Source organism: Methylomonas montana (assembly GCF_030490285.1).
Classification (GTDB): Bacteria; Pseudomonadota; Gammaproteobacteria; order Methylococcales; family Methylomonadaceae; genus Methylomonas; species Methylomonas montana.
In genome coordinates this window covers 1,961,074-1,978,376 of record NZ_CP129884.1, presented here as the reverse complement: position 1 = coordinate 1,978,376, position 17,303 = coordinate 1,961,074, and the positions used below count along the sequence as shown (strand labels likewise).

General features: G+C 50.1%; 18 protein-coding genes. 10 read left to right on the top strand and 8 right to left on the bottom strand.

The window, feature by feature from the left end; all coding sequences use genetic code 11:
• Positions 1-172 precede the first annotated feature (172 nt).
• Positions 173-901, bottom strand: a complete 729-nt coding sequence (locus QZJ86_RS09220) for a metallophosphoesterase (RefSeq protein ID WP_301938377.1) — start codon at positions 899-901, stop codon at positions 173-175.
• Positions 902-1,004: 103 nt separating this feature from the next.
• Between QZJ86_RS09220 and ispG the strand changes: the two genes are divergently transcribed.
• On the top strand, positions 1,005-2,225 hold the full coding sequence (gene ispG, locus QZJ86_RS09215) for a flavodoxin-dependent (E)-4-hydroxy-3-methylbut-2-enyl-diphosphate synthase (protein WP_301938375.1): 1,221 nt from the start codon (positions 1,005-1,007) through the stop codon (positions 2,223-2,225).
• 50 nt (positions 2,226-2,275) lie between these two features.
• Here the strand turns inward: ispG and QZJ86_RS09210 are convergent, their stop codons facing one another.
• The 3 genes from QZJ86_RS09210 to QZJ86_RS09200 all read right to left on the bottom strand — a co-directional run bounded on the left by QZJ86_RS09210 (position 2,276) and on the right by QZJ86_RS09200 (position 4,742).
• Positions 2,276-3,451, bottom strand: coding sequence for an NnrS family protein (locus QZJ86_RS09210; protein WP_301938373.1), 1,176 nt, complete (start codon positions 3,449-3,451; stop codon positions 2,276-2,278).
• Complete coding sequence (locus tag QZJ86_RS09205) at positions 3,444-4,247, bottom strand: ferritin-like domain-containing protein (protein WP_301938371.1); 804 nt, start codon at positions 4,245-4,247, stop codon at positions 3,444-3,446. The genes QZJ86_RS09210 and QZJ86_RS09205 overlap by 8 nt, the downstream gene beginning before the upstream one ends.
• A gap of 138 nt (positions 4,248-4,385) precedes the next feature.
• Positions 4,386-4,742 (bottom strand): lipocalin-like domain-containing protein, encoded by a 357-nt coding sequence (locus QZJ86_RS09200; protein WP_301938369.1) that lies wholly within the window; start codon positions 4,740-4,742, stop codon positions 4,386-4,388.
• Positions 4,743-5,064: 322 nt separating this feature from the next.
• Between QZJ86_RS09200 and QZJ86_RS09195 the strand changes: the two genes are divergently transcribed.
• The gene (locus QZJ86_RS09195; protein WP_301938367.1) at positions 5,065-5,775 is read left to right on the top strand and encodes a DUF6901 family protein; all 711 of its coding nucleotides are present in this window, start codon (positions 5,065-5,067) and stop codon (positions 5,773-5,775) included.
• A 308-nt stretch (positions 5,776-6,083) separates the two neighbouring features.
• Entirely contained in the window at positions 6,084-8,132 is a 2,049-nt protein-coding gene (glgX, locus tag QZJ86_RS09190; protein ID WP_301938364.1) for a glycogen debranching protein GlgX, read from the top strand.
• A gap of 165 nt (positions 8,133-8,297) precedes the next feature.
• Here the strand turns inward: glgX and ilvD are convergent, their stop codons facing one another.
• Positions 8,298-10,151, bottom strand: a complete 1,854-nt coding sequence (gene ilvD / locus QZJ86_RS09185) for a dihydroxy-acid dehydratase (RefSeq protein WP_301938362.1) — start codon at positions 10,149-10,151, stop codon at positions 8,298-8,300.
• 309 nt (positions 10,152-10,460) lie between these two features.
• Between ilvD and QZJ86_RS09180 the strand changes: the two genes are divergently transcribed.
• From QZJ86_RS09180 to QZJ86_RS09170, 3 genes are all read left to right on the top strand, one after another.
• Entirely contained in the window at positions 10,461-10,685 is a 225-nt protein-coding gene (locus tag QZJ86_RS09180; protein ID WP_301938360.1) for a hypothetical protein, read from the top strand.
• A 381-nt stretch (positions 10,686-11,066) separates the two neighbouring features.
• On the top strand, positions 11,067-12,374 hold the full coding sequence (locus QZJ86_RS09175) for a DUF3422 family protein (protein WP_301938359.1): 1,308 nt from the start codon (positions 11,067-11,069) through the stop codon (positions 12,372-12,374).
• Between the two features lie 323 nt (positions 12,375-12,697).
• Entirely contained in the window at positions 12,698-12,955 is a 258-nt protein-coding gene (locus QZJ86_RS09170) for a hypothetical protein (RefSeq protein ID WP_301938356.1), read from the top strand.
• Positions 12,956-13,188: 233 nt separating this feature from the next.
• On the opposite strand, the gene QZJ86_RS21605 is transcribed toward QZJ86_RS09170, so the two are convergent.
• Together QZJ86_RS21605 and QZJ86_RS09165 are read right to left on the bottom strand one after the other, a co-directional pair.
• Positions 13,189-13,302, bottom strand: coding sequence for a hypothetical protein (locus QZJ86_RS21605; protein WP_407081644.1), 114 nt, complete (start codon positions 13,300-13,302; stop codon positions 13,189-13,191).
• A 956-nt stretch (positions 13,303-14,258) separates the two neighbouring features.
• Complete coding sequence (locus QZJ86_RS09165; RefSeq protein ID WP_301938355.1) at positions 14,259-15,311, bottom strand: OmpA family protein; 1,053 nt, start codon at positions 15,309-15,311, stop codon at positions 14,259-14,261.
• A 406-nt stretch (positions 15,312-15,717) separates the two neighbouring features.
• Here QZJ86_RS09165 and QZJ86_RS09160 point away from each other — a divergent pair, with 406 nt between their 5' ends.
• The 4 genes from QZJ86_RS09160 (at position 15,718) to QZJ86_RS09145 (ending at position 17,095) form a co-directional block, all read left to right on the top strand.
• The gene (locus QZJ86_RS09160; protein WP_301938353.1) at positions 15,718-16,032 is read left to right on the top strand and encodes a BON domain-containing protein; all 315 of its coding nucleotides are present in this window, start codon (positions 15,718-15,720) and stop codon (positions 16,030-16,032) included.
• Positions 16,033-16,046: 14 nt separating this feature from the next.
• On the top strand, positions 16,047-16,277 hold the full coding sequence (locus QZJ86_RS09155) for a DUF883 family protein (RefSeq protein ID WP_301938351.1): 231 nt from the start codon (positions 16,047-16,049) through the stop codon (positions 16,275-16,277).
• 90 nt (positions 16,278-16,367) lie between these two features.
• Positions 16,368-16,733 (top strand): phage holin family protein, encoded by a 366-nt coding sequence (locus tag QZJ86_RS09150; protein ID WP_301938349.1) that lies wholly within the window; start codon positions 16,368-16,370, stop codon positions 16,731-16,733.
• Positions 16,730-17,095, top strand: coding sequence for a hypothetical protein (locus QZJ86_RS09145; protein WP_301938348.1), 366 nt, complete (start codon positions 16,730-16,732; stop codon positions 17,093-17,095). The genes QZJ86_RS09150 and QZJ86_RS09145 overlap by 4 nt, the downstream gene beginning before the upstream one ends.
• Before the next feature lie 30 nt (positions 17,096-17,125).
• Here the strand turns inward: QZJ86_RS09145 and QZJ86_RS09140 are convergent, their stop codons facing one another.
• Positions 17,126-17,275 (bottom strand): lmo0937 family membrane protein, encoded by a 150-nt coding sequence (locus QZJ86_RS09140; RefSeq protein WP_301938346.1) that lies wholly within the window; start codon positions 17,273-17,275, stop codon positions 17,126-17,128.
• Positions 17,276-17,303 lie beyond the last annotated feature (28 nt).

Here is a 17,303-nt window from a genome sequence, read left to right as displayed (position 1 = left end):
TCCAGACTAGTTGCAGCAAAAAGCCCTCCCGAAAAACAGCATGACCAGAGGGCACTTCAAGACATAAAACCTGATCATTACATCACAAGTTATCGGCTTTCTCAACGAGAAATCCTGAGCCTAGCCGGCCGGCAGACCAGTTGATAACACCCAGCTTAAGCGGAAATAGCGATCAAATATCAACGACTTTGTTAATGTCGAAACCACTCACAGTTTTACGCCCGACATAGCCTCGAGTGTTACTCAAAATCCGGGCATCCGCTATCCGGTAATCGCCCATGTTATGCACATGCCCGTGAAACCAGGCGGCGATCTCATACTCGTGAAATAAAGGCTTTAAATCGTTGCAATAAGCCAGCTTTTTCAGTGAATTCGGCGTTTCGATCCAGCTCCATTCGGTGGGCGCATGATGCGTAACCACCACGGTCTGGCCGTCGAAGGGTTGTGCTAACTGACTTTGCAGCCATGTTTTCGCCTCTTGGTGTAATGCGGCAAAATGCTTTTGGTTAAATCCTTCGTTCCCAAACCGCACTTTACGAAAATCGTTTAAGGTCTTGCCCAACACCTCGGCCTTTTTCTCACCCTCGGCAAAAATATCGGCCCACAGCGTGCAACCCAGAAAGCGCACGCCTTGATAGATAAACTGATCTTTTTCCAAAAAATGGATTTGAGTGCCCGCGCATTCATTGCGCAGCATACTGACCACTTGTTGATATTCATAACCATAGAACTCATGGTTGCCAGCCACATAAATAATCGGCTTATCGATAGACTTTAGCCATTCAACACCCTGTTTGAAAATCCCAATATCGCCCGCTGCCACCACAATATCAGCATCCGTTTCCGGCAAACTCTGTTCGCCGAACTCTAAATGCACATCAGAAAAATAATTTATCCGCACAATTTGCTCTTTCGTCTCATAACTATGGAGGTATAATTTATATCCTAAGTGATTTACTTGGTATTTTTTCAGATAACTTTGATTTTTTGCAAACTACAATTCTATGTCGATTAGCCCCAGAAAACACACCCAACAAGTTTTGGTAGGAAATATTCAAGTCGGTGGCGGTGCCCCGATTGTAGTCCAATCCATGACCAATACCGACACAGCTGATGTTGCAGGAAGCGTTCAACAGATCATGGAATTATCAACCGCCGGTTCTGAAATGGTTAGAGTCACGGTCAATACCGAGGAAGCCGCCAAAGCCGTGCCGGAAATCGTCAATCAACTCACCCAAAAAGGTTTCTCGGTGCCGATTATCGGCGACTTCCATTTTAACGGCCACAAATTGCTGGAAAAATATCCGGACTGCGCGCAAGCGCTGTCCAAATACCGCATCAATCCCGGCAACGTTGGCAAAGGCAAAGCACGCGATCCGCAATTCCAGCAAATGATCGAATTTGCCTGCAAATATAATAAACCGGTGCGAATCGGCGTTAACGGCGGCAGTCTGGACCAAGCGGTTCTGACACGTCTGCTTGACGAAAATCGCCAGCTAGCCAACCCCAAGGAATTGCCGGCCATTACTCGCGAAGCTATTGTCTTATCCGCGCTGGAAAGCGCCGCTAAAGCTCAAGAGATTGGCCTGGGTAAAGATAAAATCATCCTGTCTTGCAAAATCAGCAACGTGCAGGAATTGATCAGCATCTACGAAGACCTGTCTAACCGTTGCGATTACGCACTGCATCTAGGCTTGACCGAAGCCGGCATGGGCTCGAAAGGCATCGTTTCGTCCGCCGCCGCATTGGGTGTATTGATGCAGCAAGGCATCGGCGACACGATTCGAATTTCATTAACGCCGGAACCCGGCGCCGCCAGGACTAAAGAAGTCATCGTTGGCCAGGAAATTTTGCAAACCATGGGTTTCCGCTCATTCACGCCAATGGTTATCGCTTGCCCCGGCTGTGGCCGCACCACAAGCGACTACTTCCAAAGACTGGCGCAAGACATCCAAGCTTACTTGCGCGATCAGATGCCGGTTTGGAAAGACAAATACAAAGGCGTGGAAACCATGGAAGTCGCGGTCATGGGCTGCGTGGTCAACGGTCCAGGCGAAAGCAAAAACGCCAATATCGGCATCAGTCTGCCGGGTAGCGGAGAATCGCCGGTGGCACCAGTCTTTGAAGACGGCGTAAAAACCGTGACCTTAAAAGGTGACAATATCGCCGGCGAATTCCAGGAACTGGTCGAGCGCTATATCGAATCGCATTACAGCGTTCATTAAAAACCTGTCCCCACAAAAAAGGCGGCTTACAAGCCGCCTTTTTTGTGGCTTTAACCCGGCTGACCGTCCAACCTAGGCGAAGTCAGTATCGGTGCGTAATAAAATGCAAATAAGGAAAACGCCGCCAGCCAGCAGTAAGTGGACACCATCACCAAGCCACCATACCAGGCCGGCAATATAGCCGGAAACAAAACCCTAAACAGCGCCGCGACATTGATCAGCACAAACGCCAGCGCCATCACGTTCGAGGTTTTCAATGCCCTGCCGGTATGCCCCAAGGCTACCCGCGCCATCATACCCAGAGTCAAAATACCGATACCGCCCACGGTAAAGGCGTGCAAAGCCAAGGTCTGCGGCACGACACCAAAAGCAGCCAAAGATACCAAGCCAAAACCCAGGATCAACCAGCCGTAGCCGATATACAAAACCCACAGCAAGGGCACAAACCAGATCCGCGCGTTATACCAAGCAGCGACCCTGACGATATTAATCACAATCGCCGCGACGGCGACGACAGCCAATAAGGCACCAGACATATTCAGCATCAGCAGCACAAATACCGCCAAGCTCACCGCAACAGCCGCAACATCCAATAGCGGATTGCGAATACAAATCACGCCGGACAAGCCGCGTTCGGTGAAAAACGGAAACACTCGGCCGGCGATGACCAAAATCATCGCGACGATCACCGTGACCACCAGGATAAGACCAAACCCGGCACTATGACTTGAAACACCCAGAACTTGAGCGTGAATCAAACCGTTACCCAAAGCCAACAACAGCAACAATGCTATAAAAACCAGATTTTTGTAGTTAGCGGTTTGCAAAATGGGCTTACTAACGAAATAAGCCAACACAGGTAAAAAAGCAAAATCGACGCCGGCGATCAATACGTCCGGCAGTAATTCCGAATAAAACGGCAGTACGCGGCCATAAATCCACAAAAAACAAAGCGAGGCCAATTGGTCGGGATTCACCGTCTGCAAGCCGGTCCAGTTTCTAACCGCCGTCAACAGAAACCCGGCAATCACTGCCGTGGTGTAGCCAAGCAGCATTTCATGCGCGTGCCAGGTACTACCGGCAAAGTAATTATCGATATGTAGCGAACCATTGGACATCGAGTTCCATAGCGCGATCAAAGCCAGCGCCGATAAACCCGCCAGCGCGAAAAAAGCCCTAAAGCCCATGGCAAACAGCGGGTAATCAAAAACCGGTTTGTTATTCATGCAAGCGCTCCTCCAGCCAATCGATTTCGTTATTCGAGAAGCCGGCGATTATACGCACTTCTCGGTTAAATGGGCCTTTGGGTTTGCCCTTGTAATAGCTCAAAATCAATTCCCGGTAACAGGCTTCCGGCTCCAAGCCGCGCTGCCTTGCCAAGGTATTGAACCAATATGAACCACGCTCCACGTGGCCGATTTCGTCTTGGTAAATCCGGGTCAAAATCGCCACGCCCGCGTCGTCGCCCATGGCTTTCAGCTTGTCTATCATCGCTGGTGTCACATCCAAACCACGCGCCTCCATGCAACGCGGCACCACCGCCAAGCGAGCCAGAATATCATCGGCAGTATCCTCGGCATGCGACCAAAGGCCTCGATGCGCGGGCAAATCGCCGTAATCGGCGCCCAGAGTCAGCAAATGCTCGCGAATCATCGCAAAATGCAGCGCTTCCTCATCGGCAATCATCAGCCAATCGCGATAAAAGTCGTCCGGCAAGCCGCGAAACCGATAAATAATGTCCCAAGCCAGATAAATCGCCACGAACTCGATATGGGCCAACGCGTGAAAAAACGCGGCCTTACCTTCCGGTGTGTCCAACCGCCGCTTCGGCATGTCGCGCGGCATCAGCAATTGGGGTTTACTCGGAAAAATGGTATTGCTGATCGGCAACACCTCGCCGCACGCTTGCAACGACAAGCTATTGTCGCCCAACAATTGCCGAGCTTGATGGGTTAAAGCGCGTTTTCGCTCGATACCGCTATCGAATAAACAGCGCTCGGCGAAATCGAATATCTGTTGCACTTGCTTTTCCAAAAACCAAGATCGTTGCGTCCTCGGGCTCAAGCTGGCGAACCTGAGCGCTTATCAACACAAGCGGAGCGAATCACTCAATAGAAGACGATCCGCTCACCGCGAACTGAAACTTTATTCTGTCAATTCTTACTTTTTAGTCATGAAAAAATAAACCGTTTGGCATTTCAAGACCATGCTGTTGCCGGTTTTTTCGATCGCCTCGCAAGTTTCCATTTTCGAACGGCCCGGCGCTGCCTGCTTGACGATTTTGCCGTTTTCTATCGAATAATTCAGTACCGCGCGCATTTGATCGATGCGGGCGTGGGCGTCGGACTCATGCGTCATGCCTTCTATGGTGCCGTCCTCCTTGAAAGCCCAGGTGGTGTTCGAGCTGCGCGCTTTGCTACCGTCGCTACTATTCGATTCTTTATCGATTTGCCAAGTGCCCAGCAGATCGGCTTTAGTCAACTGCACTTCCGCTGTCGCGGAAAATGATAAAAGCATCAGAGTAGCCGCCGAAAGTTTATTAAATTGCATGATAAAAAGCCTTATAGTTTCATTGTTAAGAGCATGGGATTGTAGCATGGCGACAGAAGCATACGGGTTAAGTTAGACCTCACCGAGAATTCGGCTGCTTTGTATCCATTGCCGCTGCCTGATTGGCTGGTAATATGCCCGTCCCACCAGCCATTTACAATCATCACTGCCACGCCCTACAATCGGTTCGGAACGCCGCCGGCCGCGGATGAGCGTGCCAAGTGACAAATCAGGTAGGCCTCTGAGGCTTTTGTCGTCATCGAAACACAGCCAGTTTGCGAAGAAAACTATGCCGAAAGACATCTTGCACTTTACCTACCGGCTAACGGCGGCGGAGTACGACAGCACCGATTTCTTAATAGAGGTCGACAAACAAAGCATGACGCTGATTTCGCCCACGAAACCACCCTACCCGTTTTGGACCGAGCTTTCTTATCAGCAATGCCGGAATTGCCCGCTAAACCCGCAACAGTGGCCGCACTGTCCAGTGGCGATCAATTTGGTGCCATTGCTGGATTTATGCGGCCATTTGGTTTCCCATAAGCCAATGACTGTCGAAGTACTCACCGACAGAAGAACCATCCGCGGCGAAACCACCGCTCAACACATTGCCAGTTCAATTCTCGGCTTGATCATGGCCACCAGTCCTTGTCCGCATACCGAGTTTTTAAAACCGATGGCTCGCTTTCATTTACCCCTGGCCGACCAAGACGAAACCATCTACCGCGTGACAACCATGTTCCTGTTGGCGCAATATTTTCGCTACAAAGACGACTTGCCCTATTCCCTGGAACTAGACGAATTACTGTCCATTTATAAGAATTTACAGATTATTAACTTACATTTAACTCAACGCCTAAAAACAGCCATCAGTGAAGACGCGGCCGTCAATGGCGTCATCTTGTTGGATTTACTTTCCAAAACGGTGACCTGGTCGATAGAAGACGGACTGGAGGAAATCCGCTACTTATTTGATAGTTATCGCAAGCCGGCTAAATAGTGCCACGTCCGTTCCTAGATAATCTTTTTCTTTGAACGACGGTATTTATGATGCAAGCCTTGATCCTGGATTGTGGCTTTATTGACCGGCTATCCGGCAAGTGGCGTCCATCTTTTGCAGGCGGGAGAGACTCGAACGCTGCGGATTGGCTGGGATATAGTCTCGGTTTTCACCGACACACCAGTAATCCGGTAAACTGTTGATCAATCGAAAATCTACCACCCTCGCTGGCAAATAATGGATCCAATACATAGCAACCGATATTTCCACGCCATTTCCACACCAATAACTTTGGCATGAGGAACAAAATGCCCGGAAGATCGTATCCCTTAGGCTCGACTTTACGTCCGGGTGGCGCGAATTTTAGCGTCTATGCCAAAAATGCCTCGGCCGTCGAATTGTTACTTTTCGATACTGTCGATTCCGATACACCGACTCGCATCATCCATTTAGAACCGATCGACAATTGCACATTTCATTACTGGCACATTTACGTTGACAATGTTCAGGCGGGACAACTATACGGTTATCGCGTCTACGGGCCTAACAATCCGGCGCGCGGCTTACGCTTCGATCCCGACAAACTGTTGATCGATCCCTATGCTCGCGGCATTGCCGTCAGCTCAAAGTACGACAGGGGTGCTGCTTGCAAACCCGGCTGTCATTTCGGTTCGGCGATGAAAAGCGTGCTGGTGGATTATCGCGGCTACGACTGGGAAGGCGATGCACCGTTAAGAACCCCGTTCCGCGACACCGTCATCTACGAAATGCATGTGCGCGGCTTTACCGCGCATCCTCAATCCGGCGTCACGCCGGAAAAAAGAGGCACTTATGCCGGGCTGATCGAAAAAATACCTTATCTCAAAGATCTTGGTGTGACGGCCGTGGAATTGTTGCCGATATTTCAGTTCGACGTCCAAGACGCGCCGCAGGGATTGAGCAATTATTGGGGTTATTCGCCTATTTGTTTTTTCGCGCCACATAGCGGCTATAGTTCCGACCCAACCCCGCTTGGCGCGATAGCCGAATTTAGGGACATGGTCAAAGCCTTACATCAGGCTGGTATCGAGGTCATTCTCGACGTGGTATTCAACCACACTGCCGAGGGCGATGATCGCGGCCCTATGTTTTGTTTTAAAGGCTTAGCCAACAATGTCTATTACATTCTCGATCCCAATAACGGCAACTATCACAATTACTCAGGAACCGGCAATACCCTTAAAGCCAATCATTCGGTGGTTCGGCGACTAATACTGGACAGCTTGCGCTATTGGGTCACGGAAATGCATGTGGACGGTTTCCGTTTCGATTTGGCATCGATCTTATCGCGCGATGAAAACGGCAACCCGATGCCGACACCGCCTATCCTCTGGGACATTATCACCGACCCGGTACTATCGGGCAGCAAACTGATTGCGGAAGCCTGGGATGCGGCAGGGCTTTATCAGTTAGGCGGTTTTGGCGATCTTTGGAAAGAATGGAATGGTCAGTTTCGTGATGACATCCGCGCCTTCATCCGAGCCGATGCCGGCAGTGTCGCCAAATTACCGAACCGGTTGTTCGCCAGTCCGGACATCTTTGGCCATGCCGAACAAGAAGCCGAAACCAGCATCAACTTCATTACCTGCCATGATGGATTCACACTGAACGACCTGGTTTCCTATAACGGCAAGCATAACGAACGAAACAACGAAAACAACCAGGATGGCTGTTACAACAACTATAGCTGGAATTGCGGCGCCGAAGGCCCAAGCGAAAATGCGTCAATCAACGCCTTACGGCAACGCCAAATCAAAAACTGTTTGACGCTGACCATGTTCGCCGCCGGCACACCAATGTTAACCATGGGCGACGAGGTGCGCCGAACCCAAATGGGCAACAATAATGCCTATTGCCAGGACAACGAACTGAGTTGGTTCGACTGGTCTTTGCTGAGCAAACATGCCGATATTCACCGTTTTGTAAAACAGCTGATTCGTCTGCGTCGCAATTTATATCGCTGGGATCAAAAACCGTCGCCAACGCTTAATCAGTTGTTTCAGCAACTGCATATCGAATACCACGGCGTCAAATTGAATCAAGTCGACTGGGGAATGGATTCTCACAGCTTGGCGATTCTGGTGGCTATGCCGCATCGGCCTTATGTGATTTATTTTATTTTCAATAGTTATTGGGAAGCGCTTGAATTCGAACTTCCCAAGAAAATTAAAAATACTCGATTGAACTGGGAGCGTGTTCTCGATACGGCATTACCCACGCCAAACGATTGCCATGCGATGGACAGTACCACCAAAATTGACAGTAGTCAGTATCGTGCCGAGGCCAGATCAGTCGTGATGCTGATAGCAAAAAGCTGACTAGGGAGAAACGCCGTGGCTAGCAGTGAACGGCGATAGTAGGAATAGGGAAACCAAGCCATTCTTCATGTGGCCCTACAACTTGAAGGAATTGCGACAAGCAAAATCGGTAAATCCGCCAGGATTCGCACTGAACCGCTACGAATCCTGGCAAGATTAACAACTTTACTTTCGCTCGACTTGCGAAACGTCTCGCACCGCTCCTTTGGCGGCAGAGGTGGTCATTGCGGCATACGCCCTCAGCGCGGCCGATACGGTTCTTTGACGATTAACCGGTTTCCAGGCCTGAGCGCCCTTGGCTTCCATTGCCGCCCGACGTTGTTCGAGTTCTTCAACGCTTACGGCCAAGTGGATACGTCGGTTGGGGATATCGATCTCGATGGTATCGCCTTCTTCGACCAATCCAATCGCACCACCTTCGGCGGCTTCCGGCGAAGCATGGCCAATCGAAAGCCCCGATGTGCCTCCGGAGAAACGCCCGTCAGTCAGCAACGCGCACACTTTGCCTAAGCCTTTAGACTTGAGATAACTGGTCGGATATAACATTTCCTGCATGCCGGGACCGCCCTTGGGACCTTCGTAACGGATCACCACGACGTCGCCGGCGACGATTCCGTTATTCAGGATGCCGGCCACGGCAGCGTCCTGGCTCTCGAAAATACGAGCACGACCGGTGAACCTGAGGGCGCTATCGTCTACTCCGGCGGTCTTGACGATGCAGCCATCCAGCGCGATATTGCCGTGCAGCACGGCCAAGCCGCCGTCCTGCGAGTAAGCGTGCGCCTTGTCGCGAATGCAGCCTTCGGCCCGGTCATCGTCCAGCGTCGGGTAGCGCACTGATTGTGAAAAGGCGATGGTGGTTGGAATGCCGCCTGGCGCTGCGCGATAAAAATCTTTAACGTTTTCATCGCTAGTACGCTGAATGTCCCATTGATCCAGGGCCGCCCCCATCGTCGGCGTATGTACGGTAGGCACTTCACGCGCAATCAACCCGCTGCGATCCAGTTCGCCCAGAATGGCCATTACGCCGCCCGCCCGATGCACGTCCTCCATGTGGTATTTCTGCGTTGCAGGCGCCACTTTCGACAGACAGGGTACACGGCGTGAGATCTGGTCGATGTCGGCCATGGTGAAATCCACTCCCGCTTCCCGGGCTGCCGCCAGCAAGTGCAGAACAGTGTTGGTGGATCCGCCCATCGCAACATCCAGACTCATGGCGTTCTGGAATGCTTCAAACGTTGCAATGGCTCTGGGTAGGACCGAGCTATCGTCCTGTTCATAATAGCGCTTGGCCAATTCAACAATGGTGCGGCCAGCGCGCAAAAACAGCTGTTTTCTATCGGCATGCGTGGCAACCAGAGAGCCATTGCCCGGCAACGATAAGCCCAGTGCTTCGGTCAAGCAGTTCATCGAATTGGCCGTGAACATGCCGGAGCAAGACCCGCAGGTCGGACAAGCCGAGCGTTCCACGGCCGAGACTTGTTCGTCGCTGATTCTGTCGTCGGCAGCTTCCACCATGGCATCGACCAAATCCAATGCGCGAGTTTGACCGTTCCAATTGACCTTGCCGGCCTCCATCGGACCGCCCGACACGAAGATCACGGGAATATTCAGGCGTAGAGCCGCCATCAACATGCCAGGTGTAATCTTGTCGCAATTGGAAATACACACCAGAGCGTCGGCACAATGGGCATTGACCATGTATTCCACGCTGTCTGCGATCAGATCGCGACTGGGCAGTGAATACAGCATGCCGGAATGTCCCATCGCGATGCCGTCATCCACGGCGATCGTATTGAATTCCTTAGCCACACCGCCGGCTTTTTCGATCTCGCCGGCCACCAATTGCCCCATATCCTTTAAATGAACATGACCCGGAACAAATTGGGTAAAGGAGTTGGCAATGGCAATGATAGGCTTGGTGAAGTCCTCTTCTTTCATGCCTGTCGCACGCCACAGTGCTCTTGCGCCGGCCATGTTGCGGCCGTGGGTAGTGGTGCGGGAACGGTAATCGGGCATAGTGAACCTCAGAGGAATTTTAAGTAATTGGGCGTAAGTTTTTACGATTTTACTTTAATTACGCACTTAGCTCTACATACAGCCTTGTCCAATGACAAATGATCCTTTCGCAATGATCTTTCCCCCAATTCCCAGACCAGCTTAAAAATACCATAACTAATTTACGAAATTAAACACTGATTCAGAAAAATGTCGACTATTTTAGTAGGTAATAGGAACTTCATTTTTTACCAAAAGTCATAAAAGCGATTGTAAATTTCGGCGCACCTGAGGGTTCTCACGTGCAGGTAACACCATGGGAGAGATATTATGAATTTACGTTACGCCAATATGAAAAGTGCGCTTGAGTTTCTATATGCACCTCCCGTCACCTTAACGATTGTCGAATCGTGGAGCGAGGAGGAGTTTGATGAAGTATTAAACTGGATTGAACAAATGACTCGCCGGAATTGGCATCGAATTCTGAAAAGATCCGAAGTATTCGTGCAACAACGACCGGACGTTTTAAATGTATTGGATGCTGCTGGCGCTTAGCAACGCATCGACAAAAGCATTTCAAAGCTCGCTCGAGCGGCCTTAAGTCGTGGGTAGGATTAGTCCCCCAACAGGGAAGTGGGGAATAACCAGGTCCAAGACTTTAAACGGCTACCTCAAGATTCAAATGAGGAAAATGGGGCGTGGGCGGATTTGAGTCGGAATCACACCTTACTGCTGCTCAATCATGCGACCGATTGCGATTGTTTGTCGACCAAGCCAACTACCCCAGGCCATCCAGCTATTACCCTTTCAAGCAATCATCGGGTTAGGATTTTAATTAAGCCCTATCGCTGGTTTGTCCAGTTGCTGCATAATTCCGAGTAAAATGCTGAACCATATTATCGTTCAAGCATAGTCTTTACATTTACCAGAATAACCGTGACCACCTTATTTCAAATTCCCCCCAATCATCCGCAACGGTTTGTCTTACATAACGAAGTCCATGCCAGGGCATCGTCTATTCTGAGTTTGCCGGTTAGAGCCAGTTATCTGGCATTATCGCTGTCAAGCGATGAAAAGGCCCAGGAACGCAGACATCTGAAAACCCTATGCGAAAGATTCGGCGCCACTCCGCCCGACAACGACGCGGATCACTTTAGCGCTAGCTTCGATTCATTTCAGATGAGTTGGGAGCAACACGGAGAATTCAGTACCTATAGTTTTTATGCCTACGATTCGATGCAAGAACCGTTTGCAGATCCCGCTTTAAAAAAAGTTCCCGTCGATTGGCTGTCGCAGATTAACGGACAAGTGATCGTTGCGGCACATGCCAGTGTGGTGTCTGCTGATGACATTAATTACCAAGATGAAATGGATTTATCGCCTTTATCCGCTTACTTTGCCGGCAATCCGATTGTCGGCTCTAAAGTGACAGGCGGTGCCGCCGCCGTTTTCACCGATTTTCGGATTCATGTGGATGGATTCAGCCGTTTTCTGGTGATCAATCAAAACTTAAGAACCGCTCAGGCCGGACGCTTGTTGCACCGCTTGTTTGATATTGAAGTCTATCGGGTGATGGCACTGCTGGCGTTCCCGATTGCACGCAAACTCTATCCGGCACTGAAGAAAGCCGATAGACAGTTATATACCATCACCAATTCGATGACGCAGCCGGATAATGACGATGCGCAATTATTGGATGAATTAACGGCATTGGCAGCTGAAGTCGAAAACCAGATTTCAACGCATCAATTCCGTTTTGCCGCCGCCAGCGCTTACTATCAACTGGTCGGGCAACGCTTGGTGGATTTGCGTGAAGTGCGTATTCAAGGCATTCAAACCTTGGGAGAGTTCATGAAGCGACGCCTGGAGCCGGCTATGCATACCTGCAATTCCGTATCGCACCGCTTCACGCTGGTTTCGGAAAGAGTCAGTAACGCCAGCCAGTTATTACGCACCAAAGTCGACATTATTATCGAACGGCAAAATCAGGGCTTGCTGTCATCCATGGCCTTGCGGGCAAAGATGCAGCTGCGTATGCAGCAAATGGTTGAAGGCATCTCGATGGTCGCCATTACCTACTATGCCGCGAGCCTGATCGGTAAAATTGCCGAAGCGCTGCATAACCTGGGTTGGCATATCAATGCCGAATTGGTTGAAGGTGTATCGATTCCCTTTATTTTGGTCATCATCGCCATCAGCACCAGGCGGATTCATAAAATCATTGCCAATACGACCGATTCATAGATTGTTAAACGGACTTAGATTTGGATAAGTACGTGTTTAATACCCTTAACAATATAATGTCAGTGCCTGACAAAAAGGATGATTAATGATGCCTATGGTGGCCGTGATGCCCAAAACCTCTATGACCACCGTAGCCCCTATATCCTCCATATCCCCAGCCACCATAAAACATCGGCGCCGGAATCGGCACGACTGGCGATGAATAGCCGTAACCGTATGGGGAGTAAGTCGCCGAATATGGCTCAGCATATGGTGCGTAGGCCACGCAACCGCTCAGTAGTGTCAATCCGATCAAAATAACCGCCGATTGAATTTTCGCACTCATGGCTACCAGTCTCGCCTGTTATTTCGATCGTAACGCGGCATTGGGATTGGTCGTTGATAAACAAACCCACGCACCGGAGGCAGGCCATAATACTCTGCTGGTGCCCGGTAATATCCCACAGCTGGCGGACGCGCATAAGCTCTATAGTGTGGGTTGTTGTAGCGATAGCCAAATTGTTCAATATTGTGCCGATGATAATGCCTATTACGCCACTCATTATCGTGCGCAAATGCAGCACTCGAAACGAAAATACTGAATACCAATATTGTAAAAAGCCTGAACATAAATCCTCCTTTTTTGGATCATTTCAGTTGCAAGTTATTGTTCTCCAATTGGCTTAAATATCACTTAATTGGCAGCGATTCTTAAAAGAATCTTTTATAGACAGTATTATCCCGAATGCCTGTCGCCGCCATCTAATTTCTTACCTAGTCTTGAACAGCCTAAAAGCTCCAGCGACTGCCGCTGACCCGGTCAGTCGTTTCCGTATCATCCGGGTGAGACCATCTTTTCCGGTCTAACGATGACATCGAACGTTGCTTCATCGATTAAGCCGCTGGCAACAGCAGCTTCGCGTAGCGTACTGCCATGATTCAATGCCATTTTGGCAATCTGCGCAGCATGGTCGTGCCGATATCAGGCTTCAGCGCGGTGACCAACATCAGCGATTTTTCCATCAGCTCGACAATACGCTGAATATTTCGTCTGAGCCAACGACGCAATGATCGGAAAAGCTGTTTGCCGCCTCACCAAGCGTGCAGATCGACCGGCGGAGACGGTTTCCGGATTTGCCAAACACCTCGGCCGCCTCTTCGCTCAACTTTTCCAGTCAACAATTTGATTTGGGTGGACTTCGAAGGACCGGCGGCGTTCAGCCTGCTTTTGCCTGCTGACAGGCATAGTGCGCCTGAAATCGTCAAAAATGGCGATTTCAGGCTAAAAGCAGGTCAAAACAGGGTGAAAATAAGGCGCCAAATCAGCTGGCTGGTTTGATGGGTAACTTAGATACAGAGCCTGTAAACCGGACTGGGGTAAAGGGTTCTCTTCAGAGGCTGCGAAGGATGATGTGTCAACACTTTTATCTCTTGCCTCGTGAAACAGATGCCGCATAACAGTGTAATGGTCAACCAAAACCGAACACTTGTTCAGGCAGCCCCCTTTAACCGTGTTACAAGAATTTGAGGGAGGGCAAGTCACGACATGGTTTTAAATTATGCTCTTCTTTCAAACGAGCATCTTAAAGCTCATGCCGCGAACTCAAAACCTCTTGAGACAAAAATACTACACTTCAAAAAAACAGGCCTAGTTAAAAGTGGCGCAAATTATTGAAAATATTGATCGGGACCGCTGAGCTTGAACCCACGGCCACTTGCCCCCAGACACACATAACTTTTTATAAATCAATAAAGTCAATGACTTGTATAACTCGCAATATCAAACCCTACTACATTGATAGCGACATCAACGTCATTTCTATTTTGTAGTACTACATTTTTACTACGCGGCGGTTTCTGTCCTGTAGTTAGACATTGATTAAGCCATTTTGAAATAAGCGGTAATCACTCCTCGATCCAGATCAATTCGACCCGACGGTTTTCGGATTTACCCGCTTCGGTAGCATTGTCGGCGATAGGCTGAGTTTCGCCGTAACCTTTTGCTGACAGCTTGTTGGCAACACCTTTCATCTTCAGATATTCAACTACCGAATGCGCCCGCCGTTGCGACAGTTTCATATTATAGGAATCGCTGCCTTCGCTGCTGGCGTGCCCTTGCACTTCGATTTCATTTTTCTGCGGGAAAGCGATCAAGTCCTTGGCGACGCCATCCAGCAGTTCCTTGGCATTCAAACTCAACTCAGCGGAATCGTATTTAAAATGCTGACCTTTTAGTATCAATCGGACCGCACATCCTTTCAGATCAACCGTGGCGCCTTTAATGGTGCCGGGGCATTTATCCAGACAATCGTTGACACCGTCCGCATCCGCATCGAGTGTGCTGCAATCGGGTTTGGCCGCCACGGCAACCGGCGCTACACGAGTCTCGGATTTTGCAGCATATTTCGGTTTGTCGCCAAACGGAATCACCACGCCAAGATTGACGGTCATGTCGTGAAATTCGTCGGTACCAGGTTGTACTTGGGCATTGAAATTATTGTTGTACCGGTAACGCACATCGCTGCGTATCGATAAATGATCGTTAACTTCATAACTGGCGCCAACACCGGCCTCGCCGATAAAGCCGATACCGCAATTGGCGGATGCGCAGGTGTTCATGCCGCCCAAACCTACCACCGCATAGGGCGAGAATTTATCGCGGAACAAATAGTACTGCACATCGGCGCTACCGCCGGCCAGATCCCAGGGGCCATTATCGCCGCCAAAGCCTTGATAAAAACCTTTTAATTCAACATTGAAATGTTGATCGATGATTTTGCCGACCCCGACACCGCCGCCCCAACCGTCGGCGGCGTGCCGATCCCCACCGCTGTTGATGAAAGTCGCAAACGGTGCCACATACCAGCGATTATCTTGATATTGATCCGCAGCGTGCACCTGCGGCACCATTGCCATACCGACGAGGGAGGCGAAAGGCAGTAAGTGTTTATTAAGCATAATCTTTCCTTTAATTAAAAAATGGGGATTCATAAAACATGTCGCCGTTCGAACCAGTCATCCCGACTCGCTTAACTTTCCCGACGACCTGTTGTAAAAAAGCTGTTAAGTAGCTTATTCGCAACAGAGATGGGCTGTCGGTGCGATAACGCACATAAGCACAGGTATCTGGATATTTCTATGCAAATTCCAATCAACCACCCGCCTATTTATCCTGGCGTCACCACCTTAGCAATTTATGTACGCTAGCGCACCGACTGATTCCGGATTTACGCTTAGAGTGCTTTCAAGGTTTCAGAACCCCAATCCCGCTCAAGCGTGTCGCAATCTGTTAGTCGCATGATGATGCTGACTAAACATGGGCCGTAAAGCAGCGTATTTATCTTCCAATTCCGGAGAGTTACCCATGAAAAATCTGACTAAATTATTTTCCGCATCTGTTATGGCCCTGACCTTACTGGTCGCAACGGGTTGCGCATCGACTAATAAACACGAAGGCACCGGCGAATACGTCGACGACAGCGTGATCACTACCAAAGTAAAAGCGATGTTATTCGACGAACCCAACCTGCGATCCGGCCAAATCAATGTCGAAACCTTCAAAGGCGTCGTGCAATTGAGCGGTTTCGTCGGCACTCAGGCTGATATCAATAAAGCCGTGGCAATTGCCCGCACCGTCAAAGGCGTAGAGTCCGTTAAAAACGACATGCGTCTTAAATAAACAAGGAAACCATTATGGAAACTATCGATAAAGCATCCAATTATGCGCACGAAGCGGTAGACAAAATCGCCAGTGCCTCTCATCACGCCTCGGAAACGCTGGATCAAAAAAGCGAGCAACTAAAGACCGCCGAGCAACGGCTCGTGAAAAACTGCCAAGGCTATATCCGCGATAACCCGGTGACCTCGTTAGGCATAGCGGTCGCCACGGGTTTTTTACTCAGCCGCTTATTGAGCAGCCGTTAAACCGCCAAGCTCGTGAACCCGGACGTGATTGCGCAAAAACATGACTCTGGCCCTTCCTCCATACCCACCGAACCTCAAAGCGAGGCCGGTGTGCTGGAAGATATCCAAAGTCTATGGGATGAACTGCAGGGTTTGAGTCACGAGCGCTTCCGGCTCGTCGGCTTGGAAATCCGCCGGGCGGGCCAAAGTTTGGTGACGATGGTCGTCGCGGGCGCCATGCTGGCATTATTACTCAGCGCCGCCTGGCTGGGCCTGCTGGCCGCCGCTGTGCAATGGCAGCTGGAGAACGGTCTGCCGGCCAGCAGCGCGATACTGATTGCGGTGGCTTTTAATTTACTGTTGGCGCTAATGCTGTGCGGCTTAATCCGTCGTCGCAGCCGTTACCTGCAATTTCCAGCCACGCTGCGTAGCCTTGAGCCTCGGCCCAAGCAGCGTTCGAATCAGGAACCGCGATGATACCGGCTTGGCTTGGCCACAAATACACCTCCAATTCCTTGCACGCGCAAATTCGCGACGCGGAACGGCAGGTGTTGAATCGTCAACAGTTGGTAAAGATTCGCAGCAATGAATTGATCGGGAATATGCACAGGCAGATGACCGCTCCAGCCAGTTTGATACTGGCGGGCGGCATGGGTTTTATTGCCGGCGAACTCAGCAAATGTCCCAAGCGCGAATCAGCTGAACCGGCTGTCGCCACTGGGGCAAGCAACGCCATCCAACTGATGTTGATGGCTCACACTTTGTATACGACCTTACCCGTGGCTTGGTTAATAAAACGCGTCACTCAATCCATAAGCTCAAGCCAACAGCCGAATTAATCGGCTGTCGCCCCCCACTACAATTCCCTGTCACAGCACTTTTCGGCCTTGAATAATACGCAGCACAACCACAATAACAGCGACAACCAATAAAAGATGAATGAAGCCGCCAAGGGTGTATGAGGATACCAGACCCAACACCCAAAGAATGACTAACAGGATCGCGATAGTTTCAAGCATGATCTTTCTCCGCTAAACGCCGACCATA

Excerpts from the sequence above, each read along its gene's own strand:
- ispG (WP_301938375.1), top strand. The coding sequence starts at position 1,005 with ATGTCGATTAGCCCCAGAAAACACACCCAACAAGTTTTGGTAGGAAAT.
- QZJ86_RS09210 (WP_301938373.1), bottom strand. The coding sequence starts at position 3,451 with ATGAATAACAAACCGGTTTTTGATTACCCGCTGTTTGCCATGGGCTTT.
- QZJ86_RS09200 (WP_301938369.1), bottom strand. The coding sequence starts at position 4,742 with ATGCTTTTATCATTTTCCGCGACAGCGGAAGTGCAGTTGACTAAAGCC.
- QZJ86_RS09195 (WP_301938367.1), top strand. The coding sequence starts at position 5,065 with ATGCCGAAAGACATCTTGCACTTTACCTACCGGCTAACGGCGGCGGAG.
- glgX (WP_301938364.1), top strand. The coding sequence starts at position 6,084 with ATGCCCGGAAGATCGTATCCCTTAGGCTCGACTTTACGTCCGGGTGGC.
- ilvD (WP_301938362.1), bottom strand. The coding sequence starts at position 10,151 with ATGCCCGATTACCGTTCCCGCACCACTACCCACGGCCGCAACATGGCC.
- QZJ86_RS09180 (WP_301938360.1), top strand. The coding sequence starts at position 10,461 with ATGAATTTACGTTACGCCAATATGAAAAGTGCGCTTGAGTTTCTATAT.
- QZJ86_RS09170 (WP_301938356.1), top strand. The coding sequence starts at position 12,698 with ATGGCTACCAGTCTCGCCTGTTATTTCGATCGTAACGCGGCATTGGGA.
- QZJ86_RS21605 (WP_407081644.1), bottom strand. The coding sequence starts at position 13,302 with ATGGCATTGAATCATGGCAGTACGCTACGCGAAGCTGCTGTTGCCAGC.
- QZJ86_RS09165 (WP_301938355.1), bottom strand. The coding sequence starts at position 15,311 with ATGCTTAATAAACACTTACTGCCTTTCGCCTCCCTCGTCGGTATGGCA.
- QZJ86_RS09160 (WP_301938353.1), top strand. The coding sequence starts at position 15,718 with ATGAAAAATCTGACTAAATTATTTTCCGCATCTGTTATGGCCCTGACC.
- QZJ86_RS09155 (WP_301938351.1), top strand. The coding sequence starts at position 16,047 with ATGGAAACTATCGATAAAGCATCCAATTATGCGCACGAAGCGGTAGAC.
- QZJ86_RS09145 (WP_301938348.1), top strand. The coding sequence starts at position 16,730 with ATGATACCGGCTTGGCTTGGCCACAAATACACCTCCAATTCCTTGCAC.
- QZJ86_RS09140 (WP_301938346.1), bottom strand. The coding sequence starts at position 17,275 with ATGCTTGAAACTATCGCGATCCTGTTAGTCATTCTTTGGGTGTTGGGT.